Genomic DNA, 7,566 nt, shown 5'->3' on the forward strand with positions numbered 1-7,566 from the left:
GCATGGGCTGGCAGGACCGTTGGCGCCATGGATGGCGCCATCGAGCCCCCAGGGACGGGTTTATGGCGTGTCCTGCCAGCCCATGCCGCCCCGCCATCCCGCAGGAAGGCGCTTTCGCTGTTGCCGTTGCTTCGGCTGTTGCTTGAAAGCCCCTGCGGGTGCCGGGCGCAGCCCGGCCGAACCCCTCAGTGCAGCAGGGCCGCTACGGCGGCGCGGAACCCCGCTTGTGCCTGCCCCGATTCGGGCATGTGATGCAGCTGCCGCACCGCCCGCGCCAGTCGCGCGGCACCCACGAACCCGCAGCTGGCCTGCAACCGGTGCAACTGGCTGCGCAGCTGGCGCTCGTCGTGCTGGTCCACGGCTTGTTCGACCGCGTCGCGCACCCCCGGCAGTTCGGCCAGGAACAGTTCGCGCAGGGCGATCAGGTGGTTGCGCTGGCCATTGAGCGCGGCCAGGGCGGCGGTTTCGTCCCAGTCCTCCAGCGCCAGCTCGACCGCCGCCGGCGGCACCGTGGAACCGGCAGGGCTGTTGACCAGCGCACGGCGGACCGCCTTCAGCAGCTGGTCGCGGCCCAGCGGCTTGACCAGGGTGTCGCTGAAGCCGGCCTCGCGCAGGCGTGCGTGAATGGCGGCATCGCCGTCGGCGGTGTGCGCCAGCGCCGGGGTGTCCGGGTGCGAGCGGCGCAGCTGGTGCAACAGCTGGGCACCATTGCCATCGGGCAGGTTGACGTCGATCAGCCACAGATCGTGGGCACCGGGCTCGGCGCGCGCCAAGGCGCTGGCCAGTGAGTCGGCGGTGTCCACATCCGCTGGTAACGTTTCCAACGCCGCTTTGAAAAAACCGCGGCTGATGATGTCGTCCTCGACAAGCAGGAAGCGGGGTCGACTGGCCCGCGGGGTCATCTGCATCAGGGCTGCCTCCATGTCAGCTGGGGTCAATCATCAAGCACGGCGGCGGCGGGCGCAAGCGGCCAGCGGCCCCGCCGGTCAGGATCTGCGACAATACCGCCCCACTTTTGCCCGCAGCCTGTTGCCACGTGGCCCGATCCCGCTCCCGCATCGACCGTACTCCCTTCCAGACCGAGATCCTCGACCTCAGCCATGATGGCCGCGGTGTTGCCCGCCGTGAAGGCGAGGGCGGCAAGGTCACCTTCATCAGCGGCGCCCTGCCGGGCGAAGTGGTGATGGCCGAACAGACCGCCCGCAGCCGCCACTTCGATGAGGCGCGCACGGTGCAGGTGCTGCAGGCCTCGCCGCAGCGGGTGACCCCCAAGTGCCCGCATTTCGGAACCTGCGCCGGCTGCGTGCTGCAGCACCTGGATGAAGACCAGCAGATCGTCGCCAAGCAGCGCGTGCTGATGGACAACCTGGAGCGCATCGGCCATGTGAAGCCGGGCACCGTGCTGCCGCCGCTGGTCGGCGACAGCTGGGGCTACCGCCGCAAGGGTCGGTTCTCGGTGCGCCGGGTCGAGAAGAAGGACAAGACCCTGGTCGGCTTCCGCGAACAGGACCCGCGCTTCGTCGCGGACCTGCAGCAGTGCCTGACAGTGATCCCGGAGATCGGCACCAAGGTGGAAGTGCTGTCGACTTTCATCGAATCGCTGGACGGCAAACGCGACATTCCGCAGATCGAATTCATCGCCGGTGACCAGGCGGTGGTACTGACCGTGCGCCACCTGCAGCCGCTGAGTGACGCCGATCGCGCGGCCTGGGCGGCCTTTGGCCAGCAGCAGGGCTTTGTCATCTACCTGCAGTCGGGCGGCGTGGACACCGTGCAGCCGCTGGACGGGCAGGGCGTGGCGCTGTCGTTCCGGCTGGCGCCGTGGGATGTCGAACTGGCATTCCGTCCGCTGGATTTCATCCAGGTCAATGCCAAGCTCAACGAGAAGATGATCGCCCACGCGCTGGACCTGCTTGAGCCGGGTGCCGACGAGCGCGTGCTGGACCTGTTCTGTGGCTTGGGCAACTTCACCCTGCCGCTGGCACGCAAGGTGCGCGAAGTGGTGGGCGTGGAAGGTGATGCCGGGCTGGTGGCGCGTGCGCGTGAAAACGCCGAGCGCAACGGACTGGCCAACGCGCAGTTCTACAGCGCCGACCTGACCCAGGACCAGCGCAGCACGCCGTGGATGCGCCAGGGCTTCGACAAGCTGCTGCTGGATCCGCCGCGTTCCGGCGCCATCGAAGTGCTGCAGCAGCTGCCGTTGAAGCAGTTCAAGCGCATCGTCTATGTCAGCTGCCATCCGGGCTCGCTGGCCCGCGATGCCGGCTACCTGGTCAACGAACAGGGCTTCACCCTGGTCAGCGCCGGTGCGATGGACATGTTCCCGCATACCGCGCACGTGGAAAGCATCGCGGTGTTCGAAAAGCGTTGATGCCTGCGGCGCCGGGGTCTACCCGGCGCCTGCCTTGCTGCCTGCACGCAGGCAACGCGCTCAGTCGGCCGGGGCGTTCTGCCACTGACCATCCACGCGCATGAAGGCCATCGACTGCTCGCCGTGCTCGTTGCCGTCGCCGGCGCGCACCGTGCATTCGATGACGGCCCTGTCGCTGGCAACGTCGCAGCTCCTCACGTCCTGCACCTGCAGGGTGCCGGCCGCCTGCTCGTATCGCGCGCGCAGGGCGGGGTCGGTCTGCTGCTGTGCCTGGCCGGCGATCCGTTCCCGCAGCAGGACCTGCACCCGATCCTTCGGCGGCGCCGGAACCGGGACATCGCGCTGGTCAGGGAGGGTCCACACGCCGCCCACCAGGGCCAGCCGCAGCAGCTGCGGTCGCGAATTGATGCCTGCACTGGCGGTGGCGATGCAGTCGACCGCATCGCCGGCCTCGGCGGGTGCGCAGCTGTCCAGGGCCTGCAGGCGGGGCCGGAAGGTCTCGGCGACCAGGCGGCTGCTGTCGCTGGCGGGGCGATCGGCAATGGCCTGATCGAACATCCGGTCCATCGCGGCCTGTGCCTGCTGCAGCGATGGCATCGCCGTTGATGCGGCACCTGCGACAGCGCACGGCAGCAGTGCCGACAGGGCAAGACAGCGACGAAGACGACGGGAAAGGGGCATGGGCGACCATTCCTTGGTTGGGGGCCGCGCAGTGTAGTCGTGCCTGCCGCCGCGCTGATAGGCAGCATCTGGCGTGAGCCGCATACTGTGCCCATGGGCATCGAAATCGAACGCAAATTCCTCGTCACCCATGATGGGTGGCGCACCGCCGCGCACCGGGTCATCCCGATGGCGCAGGGCTACATCAACGATCTGGGCGCGCTCGACTGCGGCACCCAGAACGCCTCGGTGCGGGTCCGCATCGAAGGTGAGAAGGCCGCGCTGAACCTGAAGTCGCGAACGCTGGGCCATACCCGGCAGGAGTTCGACTACCCGATCCCGGTGCAGGATGCGCGCGACCTGCTGGCGCTGTGCGTCGGTGGCCTGATCGACAAGCGCCGGCATCTGGTCGCGTACGCCGGCCTGACCTGGGAAGTGGACGAGTTCCTCGGCGACAACGCTGGCCTGGTGGTCGCTGAAGTCGAACTCGACAGCGCTGACCAGGCCATCGACCTGCCGGACTGGGTCGGCGCCGAGGTCACCGACGACGCGCGCTACTACAACGTGGCGCTGGCCAACAATCCCTATTCACAGTGGTGAAATCCTGAAGCGGGGCGCACGGAATAGCGACTTGATTCCCTCCGTCCCCCTTTTTTCGGCGCGAGCAGGCCACATGTCGCAGGGATGAGAATCGACATCTACTCCGACGTGGTCTGCCCCTGGTGCTGGATCGGCAAGCATCGCTTCCAGCAGGGTGTGCAGTTGCTGGGCGCCGACGCGCCCGAACTCGAGATCCACTGGCAGCCGTTCCAGCTCGATCCGGATGCGGACGCCACCCCGGTGCCGCTGCGCGAGGCCTATGTGCGCAAGTTCGGCGGTGCCGAGCGCACCGAGCAGATTCTTGGCCAGACCCAGACCACCGCGCGGGCCGAGGGCCTGCCGATGGACTTCAGCCAGGGCCAGGTGCGGGTAACCACGCTGCCGGCGCATCGCCTGCTGTGGCTGGCGGGCCAGCACGGCGTGCAGGAGGCGGTCGGCGAGGCGCTGTTCCGCGCCCACTTCGAGCATGGACAGAATCTGGCCGACCCGGCAGTGCTGGTCGAGGCTGGCGCTGCGGGTGGCCTGGCTGCAGACGAGATCCAGCAGATGCTGGCCGGCGATCGTGGCCTGGCCGAAGTGGAAGCGGGCCTGGCGCAGGCCCATGCGCTGGGTATCTCCACGGTGCCCACCTTCGTCATCGACGGTCGCTGGGCTGTATCCGGCGCCCAGCCGCCGGAAGCCTTCGCCAACGCGCTGCGCCAGATTGCCGCCGAGCAGGCGGCAGGGCAGGGCGCGCAGGGTGCCCCGGATGGCAGCGACGACGCCTGCGGCGCGGACGGCTGCAAGGTCTGACCGGACCGCAACAGGGGACGGGGGGGATCAAGTCGTATTCGGCACCAGTGGGCCGATTGCGCGTTAATCCCCTCCGTCCCCTTTTTTGACCACTGCGCCTGTTGGCCGGTTCTGCGACAATGCGGCACTGCGCCATGCGGGCGCCCGTTGTGGAGATCGACCATGCTGCTGATCGGCGTTGCCGGTACTGAACTGACCGCCCAGGAACGTGACTGGCTGCAGCACGATGCTGTGGCCGGGGTGGTGCTGTTCAAGCGCAACTTCGCTTCGCGGCAGCAGGTGACCGAACTGTCGGCGGCGATCCGCGCTGCCGCTCCGCGTCCGCAGTTGATCTGCGTGGACCAGGAAGGGGGGCGCGTGCAGCGCTTCCGCGAGGGCTTCAGCGAGCTGCCGCCGCTGCAGGACATTGGTGTCCAGTACGCCAGGGATCCCGACGCTGCGCTGGCACTTGCCGAGCAGCACGCCTGGCTGATGGCCAGTGAAGTGCGTGCCAGCGGTGTGGACCTGAGCTTCGCGCCGGTGGTCGACCTTGGCCGTGGCAATCGCGCCATCGGCAACCGTGCCTTCAGTGCAGACCCGCAGGTCGTGGCCGCGTTCACCGCCGCCTATGTGCGTGGCATGCACGCGGTCGGCATGGCCGCGACCCTCAAGCATTTCCCCGGCCATGGCACCGTGCTGGAAGACACCCATGTGGATACCGCGATCGATCCGCGCGCGCTGGACGAACTGCGCGCACAGGATCTGGTCCCGTTCGCGGCCGGTATCGCCGCCGGCGCCGATGCGGTGATGATGGCGCACGTGATCTATCCGCAGGTTGCGCCGGAACCGGCTGGCTACTCGCCGCGCTGGATCCAGCAGATCCTGCGTGACGAACTCGGCTTCCGCGGCGTGGTGTTCTCCGATGACATCGGCATGGCCGCCTCGCACAGCGCCGGTGGCGTGCCGGCGCGCGTGCACGCGCACCTGGATGCCGGCTGCGACGTGGTGCTGGTCTGCCACCCGGAACTGGTCGATGAAGCCCTGCACGCGGTGCAGGGACGCTCCCTCAATACCGCTGCGCTGCTGGGCCTGCTCGGCCGCGGCGCACTTGGCTGGGATGGCCTGCTGGCCGATGCCCGCCATGGCGACACCCAATCCCGTCTGCTTCAAACCCTTGGAAGAACCGTCTGATGCCGAACCTCACCATTTCCCAGGCCCTGGCCCAAGCCGACCTGCTGGTCGATCGTCCCACCATCGACAAGGCCATTGCCGGCATCGCCGACGCCATCGCGCGCGATTACCAGGGCGAGGTGCCGCTGTTCCTGTCGATCATGCATGGTGCGCTGCCGTTCGCAGGCCAGCTGGCACTGGAACTGGGCGCGCGCGGCCAGGACGTGCAGTTCGATTACCTGCACGCCACCCGTTACCGTGGCGAGACCACCGGCGGCGACCTGGTGTGGAAGCACAAGCCGGCCACCGCGCTGTTCGGCCGTCGCGTGCTGCTGGTCGATGACATCCTCGACGAGGGTTACACCCTGCAGGGCGTGCGCACCTGGTGCCTGGAGCAGGGCGCGACCGACGTGCGCATTGCCGCGATGACCGTGAAGAAGCACGACCGCGCGCTGCCGGACGTCACCGCCGACTACGCCGGCATCGAACTGCCGGATCGCTACGTGTTCGGTTTCGGCATGGACGTCAACGAAACCCTGCGCTGCGTGCCGGCCATCTACGCGATGAAGGAATAACAACGCGGCCGCCTTGCGGCCTGCGTTTCCTGCCGCCGGCATCTTCGGGTGCCGGCGTTCTTTTTTCTCTGGAGTGCTTTTCATGCAACAGATCGCCCTGGCCGTGATTGGCGGCACCGGTGTCTACAATCTGGCCAAGCTTGACGACGTGCAGACCCACGAAGTCTCGACCCGTTTCGGACAGCCGTCCGGCCCGGTGCGGGTCGGGACATTGCTCGGTCATCGCGTGGCTTTCCTGGCGCGACACGGTGAAGGTCATTCGCTGCCGCCGCACAAGATCAACTACCGCGCCAACCTGGCCGCGCTGCAGCAGATCGGCGCGCAACGGGTATTGGCACTGAATACCGTGGGTGGCATCGGTGACGACTTCGGACCGCGTGTACTGGCCTGTCCGGATCAGGTAATCGATTACACCTGGGGCCGGATCAGCACGATCTGCGAGGAAGAGGGCACCGACGTGGTGCACGTCGACTTTGGCCATCCGTACACGCCGATGCTGCGCAGCAAGATCCTGGCGGCAGCGAAGGTAACCGGTGTGAAGGTCCACGACGGCGGTTGCTATGGCGCAACGCAGGGCCCGCGACTGGAAACCATCGCTGAAATCGCGCGCATGCGCCGCGATGGCTGCGACCTGGTGGGCATGACCGGCATGCCCGAAGCGGCGCTGGCACGCGAGCTGGGGCTGGATTATGCCTGCCTGGCGATCGTTGCCAATTGGGCCGCCGGGTGCGGTGACGGCGAGGAAATCACCATGGCCGAAGTACTGGCCAATGTGCAGGCCGCCAGCAACGGACTTCCGGAACTGGTCGGCGAATTGGCGCGGGGGTGATTGTCTTCGCGTAACAAGCTTTGCATACTCAGCTTGTGCGCGGGTTCAGCGTACACCACCCATTCATTGCATAAGGTCACGCATCACCATGCCGAACGGTACCGTCAAGTGGTTCAACGACGCCAAGGGATTTGGCTTCATCTCGCCGGAGGACGGCAGCGCCGACGTCTTCGCGCACTTCTCCGCGATCAACTCCAAGGGCTTCCGCAGTCTGCAGGAAGGCCAGAAGGTCACCTACGACGTGACCCAGGGCCCGAAGGGCGCCCAGGCCTCGAACATCGTTCCGGCCGAGTGATCCACTCGATAGTGCGTTGAAAACCCCGCTTCGGCGGGGTTTTTTTTCGGGCCGTGAAGATGCCCTTGCTGCGGGAGCGCCTGTCCTTGCGTGCGAATGTCCCCCGGCGCTGGCCTGCGGCCATCGCCTCCTCCTTTACTTCGCACGCAAGGACAGGCGCTCCCGTTGCGGAATCGCGCGCGCGCCAACAGAGGCCATGAAAGCTGAGCGCCGCCACCACTGCCGGCTCTCCTGCGAAGTAAAGGAGGAGGCAGCCGCGCAGAGGCTGCCGGGGGACATTCGCAGGAGAGCCGGC

General features: G+C 67.3%; 9 protein-coding genes. 7 read left to right on the forward strand and 2 right to left on the reverse strand.

The features are described from left to right. Positions 1-185: 185 nt before the first annotated feature. A complete protein-coding gene (locus tag ACFX4F_RS20600; RefSeq protein ID WP_099819109.1) occupies positions 186-908 on the reverse strand; it encodes a response regulator in 723 nt (240 codons plus the stop codon). A 128-nt stretch (positions 909-1,036) separates the two neighbouring features. Here ACFX4F_RS20600 and rlmD point away from each other — a divergent pair, with 128 nt between their 5' ends. Further along, a complete protein-coding gene (rlmD, locus tag ACFX4F_RS20605; protein ID WP_099818938.1) occupies positions 1,037-2,371 on the forward strand; it encodes a 23S rRNA (uracil(1939)-C(5))-methyltransferase RlmD in 1,335 nt (444 codons plus the stop codon). A gap of 60 nt (positions 2,372-2,431) precedes the next feature. On the opposite strand, the gene ACFX4F_RS20610 is transcribed toward rlmD, so the two are convergent. Then, positions 2,432-3,052 (reverse strand): hypothetical protein, encoded by a 621-nt coding sequence (locus ACFX4F_RS20610; RefSeq protein ID WP_380658216.1) that lies wholly within the window; start codon positions 3,050-3,052, stop codon positions 2,432-2,434. Positions 3,053-3,145: 93 nt separating this feature from the next. Between ACFX4F_RS20610 and ACFX4F_RS20615 the strand changes: the two genes are divergently transcribed. The 6 genes from ACFX4F_RS20615 (at position 3,146) to ACFX4F_RS20640 (ending at position 7,271) form a co-directional block, all read left to right on the forward strand. Then, positions 3,146-3,631, forward strand: coding sequence for a CYTH domain-containing protein (locus tag ACFX4F_RS20615; protein WP_380658219.1), 486 nt, complete (start codon positions 3,146-3,148; stop codon positions 3,629-3,631). A gap of 84 nt (positions 3,632-3,715) precedes the next feature. After that, on the forward strand, positions 3,716-4,423 hold the full coding sequence (locus ACFX4F_RS20620; RefSeq protein WP_380658221.1) for a DsbA family oxidoreductase: 708 nt from the start codon (positions 3,716-3,718) through the stop codon (positions 4,421-4,423). A 162-nt stretch (positions 4,424-4,585) separates the two neighbouring features. Next, positions 4,586-5,593 carry a beta-N-acetylhexosaminidase gene (gene nagZ, locus ACFX4F_RS20625; RefSeq protein WP_099818942.1) on the forward strand — a complete coding sequence of 336 codons (1,008 nt, stop codon included), beginning with the start codon at positions 4,586-4,588 and terminating at the stop codon, positions 5,591-5,593. After that, complete coding sequence (locus ACFX4F_RS20630) at positions 5,593-6,147, forward strand: hypoxanthine-guanine phosphoribosyltransferase (RefSeq protein ID WP_025879180.1); 555 nt, start codon at positions 5,593-5,595, stop codon at positions 6,145-6,147. Before nagZ ends, ACFX4F_RS20630 begins: the two co-directional genes overlap by 1 nt. A gap of 82 nt (positions 6,148-6,229) precedes the next feature. Then, a complete protein-coding gene (locus tag ACFX4F_RS20635) occupies positions 6,230-6,976 on the forward strand; it encodes an S-methyl-5'-thioinosine phosphorylase (RefSeq protein ID WP_099818943.1) in 747 nt (248 codons plus the stop codon). A gap of 88 nt (positions 6,977-7,064) precedes the next feature. Beyond that, positions 7,065-7,271, forward strand: a complete 207-nt coding sequence (locus tag ACFX4F_RS20640; protein ID WP_019183439.1) for a cold-shock protein — start codon at positions 7,065-7,067, stop codon at positions 7,269-7,271. Positions 7,272-7,566: the final 295 nt, after the last annotated feature.

The organism is Stenotrophomonas sp. YIM B13575 (assembly GCF_042787595.1).
In the GTDB taxonomy this organism is placed as follows: domain Bacteria; phylum Pseudomonadota; class Gammaproteobacteria; order Xanthomonadales; family Xanthomonadaceae; genus Stenotrophomonas; species Stenotrophomonas lactitubi_B.